The sequence below is a fragment of the Nocardioides flavescens genome, from assembly GCF_009823805.1.
GTDB lineage: Bacteria > Actinomycetota > Actinomycetes > Propionibacteriales > Nocardioidaceae > Nocardioides > Nocardioides flavescens.
On record NZ_WUEK01000008.1, the window covers coordinates 186,366 to 203,665 of the forward strand.

15 protein-coding genes are annotated in these 17,300 nt (G+C 73.5%); 14 read left to right on the forward strand and 1 reads right to left on the reverse strand.

Going from position 1 to position 17,300, the window contains the following annotated elements; translation table 11 throughout:
• Window positions 1-225 precede the first annotated feature (225 nt).
• The 3 genes from pyrR to GRQ65_RS14275 are packed head-to-tail and all read left to right on the forward strand — an operon-like array spanning window position 226 to window position 2,977.
• Window positions 226-756, forward strand: coding sequence for a bifunctional pyr operon transcriptional regulator/uracil phosphoribosyltransferase PyrR (gene pyrR, locus GRQ65_RS14265; RefSeq protein WP_439331865.1), 531 nt, complete (start codon window positions 226-228; stop codon window positions 754-756).
• On the forward strand, window positions 753-1,697 hold the full coding sequence (locus GRQ65_RS14270) for an aspartate carbamoyltransferase catalytic subunit (RefSeq protein WP_160878634.1): 945 nt from the start codon (window positions 753-755) through the stop codon (window positions 1,695-1,697). The genes pyrR and GRQ65_RS14270 overlap by 4 nt, the downstream gene beginning before the upstream one ends.
• Window positions 1,694-2,977, forward strand: coding sequence for a dihydroorotase (locus GRQ65_RS14275; RefSeq protein ID WP_160878635.1), 1,284 nt, complete (start codon window positions 1,694-1,696; stop codon window positions 2,975-2,977). Before GRQ65_RS14270 ends, GRQ65_RS14275 begins: the two co-directional genes overlap by 4 nt.
• A 129-nt stretch (window positions 2,978-3,106) precedes the next feature.
• On the opposite strand, the gene GRQ65_RS14280 is transcribed toward GRQ65_RS14275, so the two are convergent.
• Complete coding sequence (locus GRQ65_RS14280; RefSeq protein WP_160878636.1) at window positions 3,107-3,886, reverse strand: hypothetical protein; 780 nt, start codon at window positions 3,884-3,886, stop codon at window positions 3,107-3,109.
• Window positions 3,887-4,020: 134 nt separating this feature from the next.
• On the opposite strand from GRQ65_RS14280, the gene carA reads away from it, so the two are divergent.
• The 11 genes from carA (at window position 4,021) to GRQ65_RS14335 (ending at window position 17,284) form a co-directional block, all read left to right on the forward strand.
• On the forward strand, window positions 4,021-5,166 hold the full coding sequence (gene carA, locus GRQ65_RS14285; RefSeq protein ID WP_160878637.1) for a glutamine-hydrolyzing carbamoyl-phosphate synthase small subunit: 1,146 nt from the start codon (window positions 4,021-4,023) through the stop codon (window positions 5,164-5,166).
• The gene (gene carB, locus GRQ65_RS14290; protein ID WP_160878638.1) at window positions 5,166-8,504 is read left to right on the forward strand and encodes a carbamoyl-phosphate synthase large subunit; all 3,339 of its coding nucleotides are present in this window, start codon (window positions 5,166-5,168) and stop codon (window positions 8,502-8,504) included. Before carA ends, carB begins: the two co-directional genes overlap by 1 nt.
• Window positions 8,501-9,514: a quinone-dependent dihydroorotate dehydrogenase gene (locus GRQ65_RS14295; RefSeq protein ID WP_160878639.1), complete on the forward strand. Its 1,014-nt coding sequence runs from the start codon at window positions 8,501-8,503 to the stop codon at window positions 9,512-9,514. Before carB ends, GRQ65_RS14295 begins: the two co-directional genes overlap by 4 nt.
• Complete coding sequence (gene pyrF, locus GRQ65_RS14300) at window positions 9,511-10,356, forward strand: orotidine-5'-phosphate decarboxylase (protein ID WP_160878640.1); 846 nt, start codon at window positions 9,511-9,513, stop codon at window positions 10,354-10,356. Before GRQ65_RS14295 ends, pyrF begins: the two co-directional genes overlap by 4 nt.
• A complete protein-coding gene (locus GRQ65_RS14305) occupies window positions 10,353-10,808 on the forward strand; it encodes a hypothetical protein (protein ID WP_160878641.1) in 456 nt (151 codons plus the stop codon). The genes pyrF and GRQ65_RS14305 overlap by 4 nt, the downstream gene beginning before the upstream one ends.
• A gap of 141 nt (window positions 10,809-10,949) precedes the next feature.
• Window positions 10,950-11,264, forward strand: a complete 315-nt coding sequence (mihF, locus tag GRQ65_RS14310) for an integration host factor, actinobacterial type (protein WP_160878642.1) — start codon at window positions 10,950-10,952, stop codon at window positions 11,262-11,264.
• Window positions 11,265-11,375: 111 nt separating this feature from the next.
• Window positions 11,376-12,005 (forward strand): guanylate kinase, encoded by a 630-nt coding sequence (gene gmk, locus GRQ65_RS14315; RefSeq protein WP_160878643.1) that lies wholly within the window; start codon window positions 11,376-11,378, stop codon window positions 12,003-12,005.
• Between the two features lie 67 nt (window positions 12,006-12,072).
• Window positions 12,073-12,399, forward strand: coding sequence for a DNA-directed RNA polymerase subunit omega (gene rpoZ, locus GRQ65_RS14320; RefSeq protein ID WP_160878644.1), 327 nt, complete (start codon window positions 12,073-12,075; stop codon window positions 12,397-12,399).
• 31 nt (window positions 12,400-12,430) lie between these two features.
• Window positions 12,431-13,669: a bifunctional phosphopantothenoylcysteine decarboxylase/phosphopantothenate--cysteine ligase CoaBC gene (gene coaBC / locus GRQ65_RS14325; protein ID WP_160878710.1), complete on the forward strand. Its 1,239-nt coding sequence runs from the start codon at window positions 12,431-12,433 to the stop codon at window positions 13,667-13,669.
• 3 nt (window positions 13,670-13,672) lie between these two features.
• On the forward strand, window positions 13,673-14,863 hold the full coding sequence (metK, locus tag GRQ65_RS14330; RefSeq protein ID WP_160878645.1) for a methionine adenosyltransferase: 1,191 nt from the start codon (window positions 13,673-13,675) through the stop codon (window positions 14,861-14,863).
• Window positions 14,864-15,220: 357 nt separating this feature from the next.
• Window positions 15,221-17,284 carry a primosomal protein N' gene (locus GRQ65_RS14335; protein ID WP_337191736.1) on the forward strand — a complete coding sequence of 688 codons (2,064 nt, stop codon included), beginning with the start codon at window positions 15,221-15,223 and terminating at the stop codon, window positions 17,282-17,284.
• The last annotated feature ends 16 nt before the right edge of the window (window positions 17,285-17,300 follow it).

Here is a 17,300-nt window from a genome sequence, read left to right on the forward strand (position 1 = left end):
CCCGGCGCTGACCCGGCGCTGACCCGGCGCTGACCCGGCGCCGGGTGGCCCCCGCCGGGGGCGGCCGGTAGGGTCGGCGCCGATTCGAGTCTTCCTTTAACGAGCCGTCCGGAGAGGCGGAGAAGGAGGTCACGCGCACCCGTGTGTGCCCAGGAACGACCCCCAACCCAGGCCGGTGCTCACTCCGAGCCACCGCCCGGTCGCACCGTCCTCGACGAGCGTGACATCGCCCGGGCCCTGACCCGGATCTCCCACGAGATCCTCGAGCGCAACAAGGGCGGGCGCGACCTCGTCCTGCTCGGCATCCCGAGCCGTGGCGTGCCGCTGGCCCACCGCATCGCCGAGCGGATCGCCGCCGTCGAGGGCTACGCCGTGCCGGTCGGCTCGCTCGACGTCACGATGTACCGCGACGACCTGCGCCTCAAGCCGGCTCGTGCGCTGATGCGCACCGACATCCCGAGCGACGGCATCGACGACCGGGTCGTGGTGCTCGTCGACGACGTGCTGTTCAGCGGCCGCACGATCCGCGCCGCGCTGGACGCCCTCAACGACGTGGGCCGCCCGAGCGCCGTGCGCCTCGCCGTGCTGGTCGACCGCGGCCACCGCGAGCTGCCGATCCGCGCCGACTTCGTCGGCAAGAACCTCCCGACCTCGCTGGTCGAGCGGGTCCAGGTGCGGGTCGCCGACACCGACGGTGTCGACGCCGTGACGATCTCTGATGGCTCCGACGGCTCCGACGGGGAGGCCCAGGCGTGAAGCGCCACCTGCTGAGTGCCGGCGACCTCACCCGCGACGACGCCGAGCTGATCCTCAGCACCGCCGCCGAGCTGCGCGACCTCGCCGACCGGCCCATCAAGAAGCTGCCCGCCCTGCGCGGGCGCACCGTGGTCAACCTCTTCTTCGAGGACTCCACCCGCACCCGGATCTCCTTCGAGGCCGCGGCCAAGCGGCTCAGCGCCGACGTCATCAACTTCGCGGCGAAGGGCTCGAGCGTCAGCAAGGGCGAGAGCCTCAAGGACACCGCGCTCACCCTCGAGGCGATGGGCGCCGACGCGGTCGTCGTGCGCCACGGCGCCAGCGGGGCACCGCACCGGCTCGCCCACTCGGGCTGGGTGCGCTCCAGCGTCGTCAACGCCGGCGACGGCACCCACGAGCACCCCACGCAGGCGCTGCTCGACGCGTTCACGATGTGGCGGCACCTCGGGCAGTCGCGCCCCGGCGGTCTCGAGGGGCGCCGGGTCGCGATCGTCGGCGACGTGCTGCACAGCCGGGTCGCGCGGTCCAACGCGCTGCTCCTGCAGACCCTCGGCGCCGAGGTCACCCTCGTGGCCCCGCCGACCCTGCTGCCGGTCGGTGTCGAGACCTGGCCCGTCGAGACGTCGTACGACATCGACCGGGTGCTGCCCGGGGTCGACGCGGTGATGATGCTGCGGGTCCAGCGCGAGCGGATGAACGGCGGCTTCTTCCCGACGCCGCGGGAGTACTCCCGGCGCTACGGGCTCGACGCGCGCCGGATGGCCGCGCTGCAGGACCACACGATCGTGATGCACCCCGGGCCGATGGTCCGCGGGATGGAGATCACCGCGGACGTCGCCGACTCCGAGCGGTCGGTGATCGTCGAGCAGGTCACCAACGGCGTCGCCGTGCGGATGGCCGTGCTGTACCTGCTGCTGGGCGGAAACGAGAGCGGAGCATGAGCACCTACCTGATCCAGAACGTCAGCGTCCTCGGGGGCGAGCCGCAGGACCTCCTGCTCGTCGACGGCGTCGTGGCTGACGCCTCCGCGACTCCCGCCGAGGGGGCGCAGGTCGTGGACGGCACCGGGCTGATCGCGCTGCCGGGCCTCGTCGACCTGCACACCCACCTGCGCGAGCCGGGTCGTGAGGACGCCGAGACGGTGGAGTCCGGTACGGCGGCGGCCGCGCGCGGTGGCTTCACCGCCGTGCACGCGATGGCCAACACCGACCCGGTCGCCGACACCGCCGGCGTGGTCGAGCAGGTCTGGCGGCTCGGGCGCGAGGCGGGGCACTGCGACGTGTTCCCGGTCGGGGCCGTGACCGTCGGGCTGGCGGGGGAGCGGCTCGCCGAGCTCGGCGCGATGGCCGACTCGGCCGCCCGCGTGCGGGTCTTCTCCGACGACGGCAAGTGCGTGCACGACGCGGTGCTGATGCGCCGGGCGCTGGAGTACGTCAAGGCGTTCGACGGTGTCGTCGCCCAGCACGCCCAGGAGCCGCGGCTGACCGAGGGCGCCCAGATGAACGAGGGCGAGCTCTCCGGGCGCCTCGGACTCGCTGGCTGGCCCGCCGTCGCCGAGGAGGCGATCATCGCCCGCGACGTGCTGCTGGCCGAGCACGTCGGCTCCCGGCTGCACGTCTGCCACGTCTCGACCGCCGGCTCCGTCGAGCTGATCCGGTGGGCCAAGGGCAAGGGCGTCGACGTCACGGCCGAGGTCTGCCCCCACCACCTCCTGCTCACCGACGAGCTCGCCGCGACCTACGACCCGATCTACAAGGTCAACCCGCCGCTGCGCACCGCCCGCGACGTCGAGGCCCTGCGCGCCGGCCTCGCCGACGGCACGATCGACATCGTGGCCACCGACCACGCGCCGCACCCGCACGAGGACAAGGACTGCGAGTGGGCCGCGGCCGCCTTCGGCATGCTCGGCCTCGAGACCGCGCTGTCGATCGTGCAGGAGACGATGGTCGACCCCGGCCTGCTCGACTGGGCCGGCGTCGCCGACCGCATGTCGAGCGCCCCCGCCCGCATCGGTCGTCTCGACGACCACGGCCGCGGCCTCGAGGTCGGCGCCCCGGCCCACGTCGTGCTCTACGACCCCTCGGTCCGGCGTACGGTCGACCCGGCCGGCTCGGCCTCGCTCAGCCGCAACACGCCGTACCGCGGGATGGAGCTGCCGGGCCGCGTCGTCGCGACGTTCCTGCGCGGCGTTCCCACCGTCCTCGACGGCGAGCTCGTCTGACGTCCTCGGCCTCAGCCGAGTCCCACGCGTCACAGGAACCCCAGCAACTGCTGGGGTTCCTGACGTTCTGGGGGGTTGCAACACCCCAGAACGTCGGGGATCCCAGCAGATGCTGGGATTCCGCCGGACTCAGCCCGCGGCGCCGGCATCGGGCTGGAGGGTCGAGGTGACCTGGTCGAGCAGGGCGTCGGCGGTGGTCGCGTCGCCGGCGCTGATGGTGATGTTGTGGACGGTGCCGTCGACGTCGACGACCAGTCCGCGGCCGCTGATGTCGAGACCGCGCAGGTTGCCCTGGTAGCGCACGACGAAGCCGTCTCCCGCCGGGGTGGTGGCCGGGTCGATGCTCTCGACGGAGAAGCCGAGCTGCTCGATCTGCTGGCGGGCCTGGTCCTCGGTCGGGAGGGAGGCGCCGGTGCTGCTGATGAGGTTGACGTTGTCGGCGAACGCGCCCGGCTGGGCGTCCTGGTCGATCGCGAACAGCGCGATGCTCGAGAACTGCTGGCGCAGCTGCTCCGGCGTCACCCCGAGCCGCTCGGCCAGGTCGTCGGTCACGCTGGTGTCGGTGCCGGAGAGCACCTGCTCGGCGTCGGCGGCGAGGTAGCTCGCCGGCACCTCGAAGGAGATGCCCTCGGCCGAGACGACCTGCCCGTCGCCGCTCGGTGCGGCGCTCGTCGAGACGCTCGCCGACGTCTCGTCCGAGGCCGTCTCGCTCGGTGCGGTCTCGCTCGGCGTCGTCTCGGTGCTCGGGCTGGCGGGGGCCGACGAGGAGCCGCCGGACGAGGAGCGGCTGGCACCCTCGTCGTCGGAGCCGCAGGCGGCGAGGCCGGTGGCGAGCAGCGCGGCGGCCGCCACAGCGGCGAGGCGGTGCGTGGCGCGGGCGGACGTGGTCGGACGGGGGAGTCGGGTCACCCTGTCACGGTAGCGAGCGGGTCGCCGTTCGCGGGCCGGGACACCGGGTCGAGGCGGCGCCGAGCGCTGCTAGGCTCGCGGACAGTTCGCAATCCTTTAAGCACCGTCCCGTGAGGCGGAGAAGGAGAGACGGCTTGCCTCCGCACGCCCCCACCCCAGCCCCTGCCCCCGCGCTGCTCGTCCTCGAGGACGGCCGCACCTTCCACGGCGAGGCCTACGGCGCCGTCGGGGAGACCTTCGGCGAGGCGGTCTTCAGCACCGGCATGACCGGCTACCAGGAGACGCTGACCGACCCGTCCTACCACCGCCAAGTGGTGGTCATGACGGCACCGCACGTCGGCAACACCGGGATCAACGACGAGGACGCCGAGTCCCGCAAGGTCTGGGTCGCGGGCTACGTCGTGCGCGACCCCGCCCGGGTCCCGAGCAGCTGGCGCAGCCGCCGCACGCTCGACGACGAGCTGCGCGCCCACGACGTCGTGGGCATCAGCGGGGTCGACACCCGCGCGCTGACCCGCCACCTGCGCGAGCGCGGCGCGATGCGCGTCGGCATCTCCTCGGTCGAGACCGACCCGGCCGCCCTGCTCGAACGCGTGCGGGCCAGCGCCGAGATGGCCGGGCTCGAGCTGAGCTCCGACGTCTCCACCGCCGAGGCCTACGTCGTCCCGGCGATCGGCGAGAAGCGGTTCACCGTCGCGGCCCTCGACCTCGGCATCAAGTCGATGACCCCGCACCGGCTGGCCGAGCGCGGCGTCGAGACCCACGTGCTGCCGGCGACGGCCACCGTCGAGGACCTCCACGCCGTCGGCGCGGACGGGCTGTTCTACAGCAACGGCCCCGGCGACCCGGCCGCGACGACCGCCCAGGTCGAGCTGCTGCAGGCGGCGCTCGCCGACGGCACGCCGTACTTCGGCATCTGCTTCGGCAACCAGCTCTTCGGCCGCGCGCTCGGCTTCGGGACCTACAAGCTGAAGTACGGCCACCGCGGGATCAACCAGCCGGTCATGGACCGCACCACCGGCAAGGTCGAGGTCACCGCCCACAACCACGGCTTCGCGGTCGACGCCCCGCTCGAGGGCACCACCGAGACGGCGTACGGCACCGCGAGCGTCAGCCACGTCTGCCTCAACGACGACGTCGTCGAGGGCCTCGAGCTGCGCGGCGAGGACGGCCGTCTGCGCGGCTTCTCCGTGCAGTACCACCCCGAGGCCGCCGCCGGCCCGCACGACGCCGGCTACCTGTTCGACCGGTTCACCGCGCTGATGGAAGGGACCGTCTGATGCCCAAGCGCACCGACATCCAGAGCGTCCTGGTCATCGGCTCCGGGCCGATCATCATCGGCCAGGCCTGCGAGTTCGACTACTCCGGCACCCAGGCCTGCCGCGTGCTGCGCGAGGAGGGGATCCGCGTCGTGCTGGTCAACTCCAACCCCGCCACGATCATGACGGACCCGGAGTTCGCCGACGCGACCTACGTCGAGCCGATCACCCCGGAGTACGTCGAGCAGGTCATCGCCAAGGAGCGTCCGGACGCGCTGCTGCCGACCCTCGGCGGCCAGACCGCGCTCAACGCCGCGATCGCGCTGCACGAGCGCGGCATCCTGGAGAAGTACGGCGTCGAGATGATCGGGGCCAACTTCGAGGCCATCCACCGCGGCGAGAACCGCGAGCTGTTCAACGCGATCGTCGCCAAGGTCGGCGGCGAGGTGGCGCGCAGCTTCGTCTGCCACACGCTCGAGGACTGCGAGAAGGCCACGGTCGAGCTCGGCTACCCCGTGGTCGTGCGCCCGTCGTTCACGATGGGCGGCACCGGCTCGGGCATCGCCTACGACGAGGGCGACCTCGCCCGCATCGCCGGGGCCGGCCTGGCGGCGAGCCCCACCACCGAGGTGCTGATCGAGGAGTCGATCATCGGGTGGAAGGAGTACGAGCTGGAGGTGATGCGCGACCGGGCCGACAACGTCGTGATCGTCTGCAGCATCGAGAACCTCGACCCGATGGGCGTGCACACCGGCGACTCGATCACCGTCGCGCCGGCGATGACGCTCACCGACCGCGAGTACCAGCACCTGCGCGACCTGGCCATCGACATCATCCGCGAGGTCGGCGTCGACACCGGCGGCTGCAACATCCAGTACGCCGTCAACCCCGCCGACGGGCGCGTCATCGTCATCGAGATGAACCCGCGCGTCTCGCGCTCGAGCGCGCTGGCCTCGAAGGCGACCGGCTTCCCCATCGCCAAGATCGCCGCCAAGGTCGCGATCGGCTACACCCTCGACGAGATCCCCAACGACGTCACCCGGCGTCCCGACGGTGGCTCGACACCAGCGGCGTTCGAGCCGGCGCTCGACTACGTCGTGGTCAAGGTCCCGCGCTTCGCGTTCGAGAAGTTCCCCGGCGCCGACCCCAAGCTGACGACCCACATGAAGTCGGTGGGCGAGGCGATGGCGATCGGGCGCAACTTCACCGAGGCGCTGCAGAAGGCGCTGCGCAGCCTGGAGAAGAAGGACGCCGTCTTCGACTGGGACCAGGCCTGGGTCGACCTCGACAAGGACGCGCTGCTCGAGGAGATCCGGACGCCGACCGACGGTCGGCTCAAGCGCGTCATGGACGCGCTGCGCGCCGGTGCCACCGCCGACGAGGTCTTCGAGGCCACCGGCATCGACCCGTGGTACGTCGACCAGCTCGCCCTCATCAACGAGATCGCCGTCGAGGTGATCGAGGCGCCGGAGCTGACGCCGCAGCTGCTGCGCCGCGCCAAGCGGCACGGCTTCTCCGACGCCCAGCTCGGCAAGATGCGCGGCATGACCGCCGACGTCGTGCGCGGCGTGCGCCACGCGCTAGGGATCCGCCCGGTCTACAAGACCGTCGACACCTGCGCGGCCGAGTTCGCCGCGGCCACGCCGTACCACTACTCCTCCTACGACGAGGAGACCGAGGTCGTGCCGCGCGAGAAGCCCGCGGTGATCATCCTCGGCTCGGGCCCCAACCGCATCGGCCAGGGCATCGAGTTCGACTACTCCTGCGTCCACGCCTCGCTGGCCCTCGGTCAGGGCGAGGGCGGCGCCGGCTACGAGACCGTCATGGTCAACTGCAACCCCGAGACCGTCTCGACCGACTACGACACCAGCGACCGGCTCTACTTCGAGCCGCTCACGCTCGAGGACGTGCTCGAGATCGTGCACGCCGAGCAGCAGGCCGGCCCGGTCGCCGGCGTGATCTGCCAGCTCGGCGGCCAGACCCCGCTGGGCCTGGCCCAGGGGCTGGAGGACAACGGCGTGCCGATCGTCGGCACCCCGCCCGGCGCGATCCACCTCGCCGAGGAGCGCGGCGCCTTCGGTCGCGTGCTCGCCGAGGCGGGCCTGCCGGCCCCCAAGCACGGTCTCGCGACGTCGTACGCCGAGGCGCAGCGCATCGCTGCCGAGATCGGCTACCCGGTGCTCGTGCGCCCGTCGTACGTCCTGGGCGGTCGCGGCATGGAGATCGTCTACGGCGACGACGCCCTCGCCGGCTACATCGACCGGGCCACGCAGGTCAGCCCCGAGCACCCGGTGCTGGTCGACCGGTTCATCGACGACGCGGTCGAGATCGACGTCGACGCGATCTTCGACGGTGAGGAGCTCTTCCTCGGCGGCGTGATGGAGCACATCGAGGAAGCCGGCATCCACTCCGGTGACTCCTCGTGCGCGCTGCCGCCGATCACCCTGGGCGCCTCGGAGATCGAGCGCATCCGCGAGGCGACCGAGGCGATCGCCCGCGGGGTCGGGGTGCGCGGGCTGCTCAACATCCAGTACGCCCTCGGCGCCGACATCCTCTACGTCCTCGAGGCCAACCCGCGGGCCTCGCGCACGGTGCCGTTCGTCTCCAAGGCGACCGCGACGCCGCTGGCCAAGGCCGCGGCGCGGGTGATGCTCGGCGAGAGCATCGCCTCGCTGCGCGAGCTCGGGGTGCTGCCCGCGGAGGGCGACGGCGGCACGCTGCCGGTCGACCACCCGATCGCGGTCAAGGAGGCGGTGATGCCGTTCAACCGGTTCCGCACCCCCGACGGCCAGCAGGTCGACACGGTGCTCGGTCCGGAGATGAAGTCGACGGGCGAGGTGATGGGCCTCGACGCCAACTTCGGGCAGGCGTTCGCCAAGTCGCAGGCCGCGGCGTACGGCTCGCTGCCGCTGCCCGAGCGCGACGGTCGGCGGGGGCGGATCTTCGTCTCGATGGCCAACCGCGACAAGCGCACGATGATCTTCCCGATCAAGGTGCTCGCCGACATGGGCTTCGAGATCCTCGCGACCCAGGGCACCGCCGAGGCGCTGTGGCGCAACGGCGTCGAGGCCACCGTCGTGCGCAAGCACTTCGAAGGCACCGGGCCCGACGGCGAGCCGACGACCGTGCAGCTGATCCTGGCCGGCGACATCGACCTGGTCGTCAACACCCCGCACGGTGCCTCGGGCGGCGGGGGAGCGGCGCGGCTCGACGGCTACGAGATCCGCACCGCCGCGGTGATGGCCAACATCCCGTGCATCACCACGGTGCAGGGGCTCGGGGCGGCCGTGCAGGGCATCGAGGCGCTGCGCCGCGGGTCGATCGGCGTGCGGTCGCTGCAGGACTGGGCCCGGGCGTGAGCCCCTACGCCGCGCTGTTCGAGCGCGGGTTCACCCGGGTCGAGCCCGAGCGGGCGCACCACCTCGGCTTCCGGGCGGTGCGGGCGGCCCGACCGCTGCTCGCGCTGCGGCGCACGCCCGGCACCCTGGTCTCCGCGCTCGGCCTGAGCTTCCCCAACGTCCTCGGCCTCGCGGCGGGCTTCGACAAGAACGCCGTCGGCATCGACGCTCTCGGGGCGCTCGGCTTCGGTCACGTCGAGGTCGGCACCGTCACCGGCGAGCCGCAACCCGGCAACCCGCAGCCGCGGCTGTTCCGGCTCACTGCCGACCGCGCGGTCGTCAACCGGATGGGGTTCAACAACGACGGGGCCGAGGTCGTCGCGGCCCGCCTGGCCGCGCGCGGGCGGCGTACGCCGGGGTACGGGGCGCCGGTCCTCGGCATCAACATCGGCAAGTCCAAGGTGGTGCCCGAGGCCGAGGCGGCCCGCGACTACGAGAAGTCGGCGCGGCTGCTCGCGCCCCACGCCGACTACCTCGTGGTCAACGTCAGCTCGCCCAACACCCCCGGGCTGCGCGACCTGCAGGCCGTGGAGAAGCTCGAGCCGATCCTCTCGACCGTGCGTGCCGTCGCCGGCGGGGTGCCGCTGCTGGTCAAGATCGCCCCCGACCTTGCGGACGGCGACGTGCTCGCGGTGGCCGACCTCGCCCTGGCGGTCGGGCTGGACGGCATCGTCGCGACCAACACGACCGTGGCGCGCTCGGGGCTGACCACGCCCGACGCCGAGCTGACCGCCATCGGAGCCGGAGGTCTCTCGGGGCGACCGCTCACCGGCCGCTCGCTCGAGGTGCTGCGGCTGCTGCGCGGGCGCGTCGGTTCGGCGATGACGCTGATCGGCGTCGGCGGCATCACGACGGTCGCCGACGCGCAGGCGCGCCTCGACGCGGGTGCCGACCTGCTGCAGGCCTACACGGCCTTCGTCTACGAGGGCCCGCTGTGGCCGCGCCGCATCATCAAGGGGGTCCAGTCGTGACCAGCTCGCCCAGCACCACGTTCGGGGAGCGCTTCGTCTCGGCCGTCGGTGCCCGGGGTCCGCTGTGCGCCGGCATCGACCCGCACGCCGCCCTGCTGCGCGCGTGGGGGCTCGACGACGACGTCGCCGGGCTCGAGAGGTTCGCGCTCGGCGCCACGGAGGCGCTCGCCCCGCACGTGTCCGTGCTCAAGCCGCAGTCGGCGTTCTACGAGCGGTTCGGCTCGCGGGGCATCGCCGTGCTCGAGCGGGTCGTCGCCACGGCGCGCGAGGCCGGCGCGCTGGTGCTGCTCGACGTCAAGCGCGGCGACATCGGCTCGACCACCGAGGCCTACGCCGAGGCCTACCTCGACCCGGCCTCCCCACTGGCCTGCGACGCGATCACGGCCTCGCCGTACCTCGGCTTCGGCTCGCTCGAGCCGATGGTCGAGTCGGCGCGCCGCCACGGCGCGGGGCTGTTCGTGCTCGCGCTGACCTCCAACCCGGAGGGCCCGGAGTTCCAGCACGCCCGCACCGACGACGGCGCGCTGGTGGCCGACCGGGTGCTCGACCACCTGCGCCGGCTCAACGCCGACGCCGAGCCGCTGGGCTCGTTCGGGGCCGTCGTCGCGGCCAACCTCGCCGACGCCTCGGGCCACGACCTCGACATCGGCGGCCCGGTGCTCGCCCCGGGGTTCGGTGCGCAGGGCGGGACCGTCGAGGACCTGCGCCGGGTGTTCGGCTCCGGCGTCGCGGCGGTCACGCCGAGCTCCTCGCGCGAGCTCCTGCGGCGCGGGCCCGACGCCGCCGCCATGCGTGACGAGGCGCTGCGCCTCAACGACGAGCTGGCGGCGCTGCGCCCGTGACCCGGCTCGTCGCCCGCGCTCTGCCCGCCGCCGTGCTGCTGCTCGGTGGCGCGGTGGCGGGCGGCTGCGGCGACGACCCGCAGGCGGCCTACTGCGACGCGGTCGAGTCGCACCGCGCCGAGCTCGGCGAGCTGCTGGGCTCGGGTGGTCCCGACGCGCTGCTGCGGGCGCTGCCCGTCTTCCGCGACCTCGCCGCGAAGGCGCCCTCGGACCTGCGCGACGAGTGGCGCACCGTGGTCGACGCGGTCGAGGGCCTCTCCGACGCGCTCGACGCGGCCGGGGTCGACGCCGCGACCTACGACCGCGACAGTCCGCCCGCGGGCGTCACCGACGCCCAGCGCGACGCCATCGACGCGGCCGCCGGCGACCTGACCAGCCCGGCCACCGTGACCGCCTTCGAGGGAGTGCAGCAGCAGGCCAAGGACGTGTGCGGGACGCCGCTGAGCCTGTGAGGAGGCCTCTCGTCGCCCACGCGGTGACCCACGCCCCACACCGATCCGGGGCCCGGGGGCGCGATTGCCGCCGTCGAGGTGGCATGACTATGTTGAGCAGCACGCTCCCTCCCACCCGCGTCGACGAAGGACCTGCTGCCGATGGCTCTGCCTCCGCTCACCCCCGAACAACGACAGGCGGCCCTCGAGAAGGCCGCCGCGTCCCGTCGTGAGCGTGCCGAGGTCAAGAACCGGCTCAAGAGCTCCGGCGCCTCCATCTCCGAGGTGCTCGCCGAGGGCCAGACCAACGAGGTCATCGGCAAGATGCGCGTGGTCGACCTGCTGCAGTCCATGCCCGGGCTCGGCAAGGTGCGGGCCCGCCAGACGATGGAGCGCCTCGGGATCGCCGAGAGCCGCCGCGTCCGGGGCCTCGGCACCAAGCAGGTCGCAGCGCTCCAACGGGAGTTCGGGTCCTGAGCGGACCGAGGCACGAGGTCCGAGCAGGACAATGGTGGTCGAGCAGCGAGCGCGGGTGAGGAACGAACCCGCGACCGAGCGTGTCGAGACCTCGCAAGTGAAGGCTGGAAGTTGAGTTCTGTCCCTGAGCACGCCGGCACCACCCCCCGCAGCCGACTCGTCGTCCTCGCCGGCCCGACGGCGGTGGGCAAGGGCAGCGTGGCGGCGTACGTCCGCGAGCACCACCCGGAGGTCTGGATCTCGGTGTCGGCGACGACGCGGGCACCGCGGCCGGGGGAGGAGAACGGCGTCCACTACTGGTTCGTCTCCACCGAGGAGTTCGACCGGATGGCCGCCGAGGACGACCTGCTGGAGTGGGCGGTCGTACACGGGCGCAACCGCTACGGCACCCCGCGCCAGCCCGTCGACCTGGCTCTGGCCTCGGGTCGCCCCGCGATGCTCGAGATCGACCTGCAGGGCGCGCGCCAGGTGCGCCGCACCATGCCCGAGGCGCTCTTCGTCTTCCTCAAGCCGCCCTCGTGGGACGAGCTGGTGCGCCGCCTGGTCGGCCGGGGCACCGAGGACGCCGCCGAGCGCGAGCGGCGCCTGGCGACGGCCCGCGAGGAGCTCGCCGCCGAGTCGGAGTTCGACGTCACCATCGTCAACCGCGAAGTTCACGCCGCCGCGGAGGAGTTGGTAGCCTTGATGAGACTCGGCCCGGACGTCCGTGCCCATCAGAACGCCACTGAGCTGGAGCACTGAGCCCACCGAGCCGAGCAGCGCGGCCCACCGGTCGCCCTGACGATCCCGATCCCAGCGAGGCTGACGCGTGTCTTCTCCCCTCATCGATGCCCAGGGCGTCACCAACCCCTCCATCGACGACCTGCTCACCAAGACCGACAGCAAGTACAAGCTGGTCCTCTACAGCGCCCAGCGCGCCCGCCAGATCAACGCCTACTACTCCCAGCTCGGCGAGGGCCTGCTGGAGTACGTCGGCCCGCTGGTCGACACCCACGTGCAGGAGAAGCCCCTCTCGATCGCGCTGCGCGAGATCAACGAGGACCTGCTGACCTGCGAGGACATCGACCCGGCCGAGCTCGCGGCCGCCGAGGCCGAGGCCGCCGCCCCGGCCTCCGACGAGTCGGCCGAGCAGTAGGACCCGCGGTCGCGGGACCGGGGACGCTGCGCTGAGCACCGTCGTCCTCGGCGTCGCCGGCGGCATCGCGGCCTACAAGGCCGCGGAGCTGCTGCGACGTCTCACCGAGTCGGGGCACGACGTGACGGTCGTGCCGACCGACGCGGCGCTGGAGTTCGTCGGCGCCCCGACCTGGGCCGCACTGTCCGGCAAGCCCGTCGCCACCGACGTGTGGACCGGCGTCCACGCCGTGCCCCACGTGCGCATCGGCCAGGGCGCCGACCTCGTCGTCGTCGCCCCCGCGACCGCCAACGTGCTGGCCAAGGCCGCGCACGGGCTCGCCGACGACCTCCTCACCAACACCCTGCTCACCGCGCGCTGCCCGGTGGTCTTCGCCCCGGCGATGCACACCGAGATGTGGGAGCACCCCGCGACCCGCGCCAACGTCGCCACCCTGCGCCAGCGCGGCGCGCTGGTCATCGAGCCGGCGGTCGGTCGTCTCACCGGCAAGGACTCCGGCAAGGGCCGGCTGCCCGACCCGCTCGAGATCTTCGAGGTCTGCGTCGACGTGCTGGCCCACGGCGTGCGCCGCGACCTGGCCGGGCGCCGGGTCGTCGTCTCGGCCGGCGGCACCCGCGAGCCGCTCGACCCGGTGCGCTACCTCGGCAACCGCTCCTCGGGCCGGCAGGGCTACGCCCTGGCCCGTGCCGCCGCCGCCCGCGGCGCCGAGGTGACGCTCGTCGCCGCCAACACCGAGCTGGGCGACCCGTCCGGCGTGCACGTCGTACGCGTCGAGACGACCGAGCAGCTGCGCGCCGAGGTGCTGGCCGCCGCCGCCGGCTGCGACGCCGTCGTCATGGCCGCGGCGCCCGCCGACTTCCGCCCGAGCGCGGTGAGCGGCGCCAAGATCAAGAAGACCGACGACGGCTCGGCCCCGGCGCTGGAGCTCGTGCAGAACCCCGACATCCTGCGCGAGCTCAGCGCGCACCGCCCCGGCCCGACGACCGTCGTCGTGGGCTTCGCGGCCGAGACCGGCGACGGCACCGGGTCGGTGCTCGACCTGGCCCGGGCCAAGCTCGCCCGCAAGGGCTGCGACCTGCTCGTCGTCAACGACGTCAGCGGTGGTGCCGTGTTCGGCAGCGCCGACAACGAGGCCGTGATCCTCGGCGCGGACGGCTCGGCGACCGAGGTGCCCCGCGGGTCGAAGGGCGCCCTGGCCCACACCATTTGGGACCAGGTGGCGCGCAGGCTGCAAGATGATCCGCAATCACCATCGATCCAGGAGACATGACCCGTGCCAGGACGCCTGTTCACCTCTGAGTCAGTGACCGAGGGCCACCCCGACAAGATCGCCGACCAGATCAGCGACTCCGTCCTCGACGAGATGCTGCGCCAGGACCCGCACAGCCGCGTCGCGGTCGAGACCCTCCTGACCACCGGCCTCGTGGTCGTGGCCGGCGAGGTCACCACCAGCGGCTACGTCGACGTCAAGCAGGTCGTGCGCGACCGCATCCTCGCGATCGGCTACGACAGCTCCGACAAGGGCTTCGACGGCGAGTCGTGCGGCGTGATGGTGGCCATCGGCGGCCAATCCGGCGACATCGCCCAGGGCGTCGACACCGGCCACGAGTCGCGCACCGGCTCCGTCGACGCGATGGACAAGCAGGGCGCCGGCGACCAGGGCCTGATGTTCGGCTACGCCTGCGACGACACCGACGTGCTCATGCCGCTGCCGATCGTGATGGCCCAGCGCCTCTCCGAGCGCCTCACCGCCGTCCGCAAGGACGGCACGATGGACTACCTGCGCCCCGACGGCAAGACCCAGGTCACCATCGAGTACGACGCCGAGAACCGCCCGGTCCGCGTCGACACGGTCGTGCTGTCGACCCAGCACTCCGAGGACACCGAGCTCGACTCGCTCGAGGCCGACATCAAGAAGCACGTCATCGACCCGGTCCTCGACACCTTCGAGATCCCCTCCGAGGGCTACCGCCTGCTCGTCAACCCGACCGGCCGCTTCGTGGTCGGCGGCCCGATGGGCGACGCCGGCCTCACCGGCCGCAAGATCATCGTCGACACCTACGGCGGCATGGCCCGCCACGGCGGCGGCGCCTTCTCGGGCAAGGACCCGTCGAAGGTCGACCGCTCCGCGGCGTACGCCATGCGCTGGGTCGCCAAGAACGTCGTCGCCGCCGGGCTCGCCCGTCGCTGCGAGGCCCAGGTCGCCTACGCCATCGGCAAGGCCCAGCCCGTCGGCGTCTTCGTCGAGACCTTCGGCACCGGCACCGTCTCGGACGAGAAGATCCAGGAGGCTGTCCTCCAGGTCTTCGACCTGCGCCCCGCCGCGATCATCGCGGACCTCGACCTGCTGCGCCCGATCTACGCCCAGACCGCGGCGTACGGTCACTTCGGTCGAGAGCTCGAGGACTTCACCTGGGAGCGCACCGACCGCGCCGAGGCCCTCAAGGCCGCCGTCCAGGGCTGAGGCCGTCTGGCACCACCTCGCTCCACCCCTCGACGCCGCCCCGGGACACCCCGGGGCGGCGTCGTGGCGTTGTCGGAGCGCTCTGTCGTCGACAGTCGAGCTCCCCGGTCACCCGGTGACCCGGAAGTTCGACAGTCGCTGCGACGATCGGCTCACGGCGCGACTGTGCAACTTCCTGGTCACCAGATGACTGAGAAGTTGCACAGTCGCCGACCGGGCGTCGTGTCCTGTCGACAGTCGAACTTCCCGGCCACCTGGTGACCAGAAGGTTCGACAGTCGAGCGCAGGGCCCGCTCGTCCACAGCCCGACCAGCGGCGAGGGGCGGAGCGGGGGTGGCGGCTGGTATCCATGACGCCGTGCCCGACCAGCCCGCGCGACCCGAGCAGCCCGAGACGCTGCCGGGGATGGGGCGCGCGCGCAGGCGGGTGGTAGCGCCGGCGGGGGTGGAGCTGGCGGCGGAGCGGCCGGTGGCGCAGGTCCTGGTCGACCTGCCGCTGGCGCACCTGGACCGCCCCTTCGACTACGGGGTGCCGGCCGAGATGGCCGACGGCGCGGTGCCGGGGGCGCGGGTCAAGGTGCGGTTCGCCGGGCGTGACGTCGACGGGTTCGTCCTCGGGCGGGCGGAGTCCAGCGATCACGGCGGCACGCTGACCCCGCTGCGCAAGGTCGTCAGCGCCGAGCCTGTGCTGACCCCCGAGGTCGCGGCGCTGGCCGGCGACGTCGCCGTGCGCTACGCCGGCACTCGCTCCGACGTCCTGCGCCTCGCCCTGCCGCCGCGGCACGCCACCACCGAGAAGCGCGACTCCGTCGCCGCGAGCGAGCCCCGGCCGTGGGACCGCGAGGCAGGGGAGCGCGCGTGGGCCGAGCACCCGCCGGGCCCGGCCTACCTGCGCCACCTCGCCGAGGGGGGCTCGCCGCGGGCCGTGTGGGCGGCGGCGCCGGCCACGGACTGGCCGCAGCTCCTCGGCCACGCCGTCGCCGCGGCGCTGGCCTCCGACCGCGGCGCGGTCGTGGTCGTGCCCGACGGCAAGGACGTCGAGCGCGTCGACGCCGCCCTCAGCGCGGTGCTCGGCCCCGACCAGCACGTCGTGCTCACCGCCGACGCGGGGCCCGCGAAGCGCTACCGCGACTTCCTCGCCGTCTCCCGCGGCCGGCGCCGCGTCGTCGTCGGCACGCGCGCGGCGGCGTTCGCCCCCGTGCACCGACTGGGCCTGGTCGCCGTGTGGGACGACGGCGACGACCTGCTCGCCGAGCCGCGGGCGCCGTACCCCCACGCCCGCGAGGTGCTGCTCCTGCGCGCGGCCCGGGAGGGCGCCGCCGCGCTGGTCGGTGGCCACGCCGTCAGCGTCGAGGGCCACCAGCTGATGCGCTCGGGCTGGGCGCACCTGCTGAGCGCGCCCCGGGGGGTGCTGCGCGGCCGGGTGACGACCACCGTCGCCGGCGCCGACGAGTTCTCGCTCGCCCGCGACCCCCTGGCCCGCTCGACCCGGGTGCCCGGCGAAGCGCACCGGGCGATCCGCGACGCCCTCGAGACCGGCCCGGTGCTCGTGCAGACGCCGCGGTCCGGGTACGCCGCCGCTCTCGCCTGCGAGCGCTGCCGCACCCCGGCGCGCTGCCGGGTCTGCGCCGGGCCGCTCGCGATCACCTCCGCCACCCGACCGCCGACCTGCCGCTGGTGCGGCACGGCCGACGAGGCGTGGTCGTGCCCCGAGTGCGGCTTCCGCGGACTGCGTGCCCCGGTGGTGGGGGAGACCCGCACCGCCGAGGAGCTGGGCCGGGCGCTGCCCGGGGTGCTCGTGCGCACCTCGGGCGGCTCGCACGTGCTCGCCACCGTCGACGACGAGCGCGCCATCGTGGTCGCCACCCCCGGCGCCGAACCGTTGGCCACGGGGCCGACCCCGGGCTACGCCGCCGTGGTGCTGCTCGACACCTGGCTCACCCTGGGAGCGGCGCACCTGCGGGTCGAGGAGGAGGCGCTGCGCCGGTGGGCCAACGCCGTCGCCCTGGTGCGCCCCGGGGGGCGCGCGCTCGTCGTCGGCGACCCCCAGCACCCCGCCGTCCAGGCGCTCGTGCGCTGGGACCCCGCCGGCTTCGCCGCTCGCGAGGCCGCCGCCCGCCGCGAGGCGCACCTGCCCCCGGCCTCGCGCATCGCCACGGTCACCGGCGAGCCCGGCGCCGTCGACGACGCGCTCACCCTGCTGCAGCGGCCCCCGGGCGCCGAGGTGCTCGGACCGGTCCCGCACCTCGAGGGGCGCGAGGCCCACCCCGGGCGGGGTGCCGAGCCGGAGTCGCGGGTCGTCGTACGCGTCCCGCGCGCGCACGGCTCCGCGCTCTCCGAGGCCCTGCGCGAGGTGCAGCGCGTGCGCTCGGCCCGCAAGCTCGACGCCGTCCGCATCCAGGTCGACCCGCCCACCCTGTGATCCGCTGCCACCCTGG